General features: G+C 44.0%; 1 protein-coding gene. It reads left to right on the forward strand.

Annotated elements, in window-relative coordinates:
* Positions 1-384 (forward strand): transposase (locus GPK83_RS14625; RefSeq protein WP_215705125.1); only part of this gene is annotated, 384 nt, incomplete at both ends.

The following is a 384-nucleotide window of genomic DNA, read 5'->3' on the forward strand; positions in this document are numbered from 1 at the left end:
AGGCAGAGCCTTTAACTTTCACTATCAGAGCAATGGTTATCATCCACTTGTCTGTTATGATGGAATGACCGGGGATCTGATAAAGATCCAGCTGCGTGATGGAACACAGTATTCCTGCACCGGAGTAGTTGATTTTTTGCAGCCGGTACTGGATGAATATCTGCATGACTATCCGGAAATCCCTATTCTACTTCGTGGTGATAGCGGTTTTTCTACGCCTGATCTTTATAAGCAGTGTGAGGAAAACGGCACAAGCTATGTGATCCGGCTGAAGGAGAATGGCATCCTACGTGGAAAAGCATCCGATCTTGTGGATGAGCTTGATGAAATCACCAGGAATAACAAAGTGGATTATGCGGTAGTTTATGGTGAATTCATGTACAA

The sequence above is a fragment of the Clostridium sp. MCC328 genome (assembly GCF_018785465.1).
Lineage (GTDB): Bacteria > Bacillota > Clostridia > Lachnospirales > Lachnospiraceae > Pilosibacter > Pilosibacter fragilis.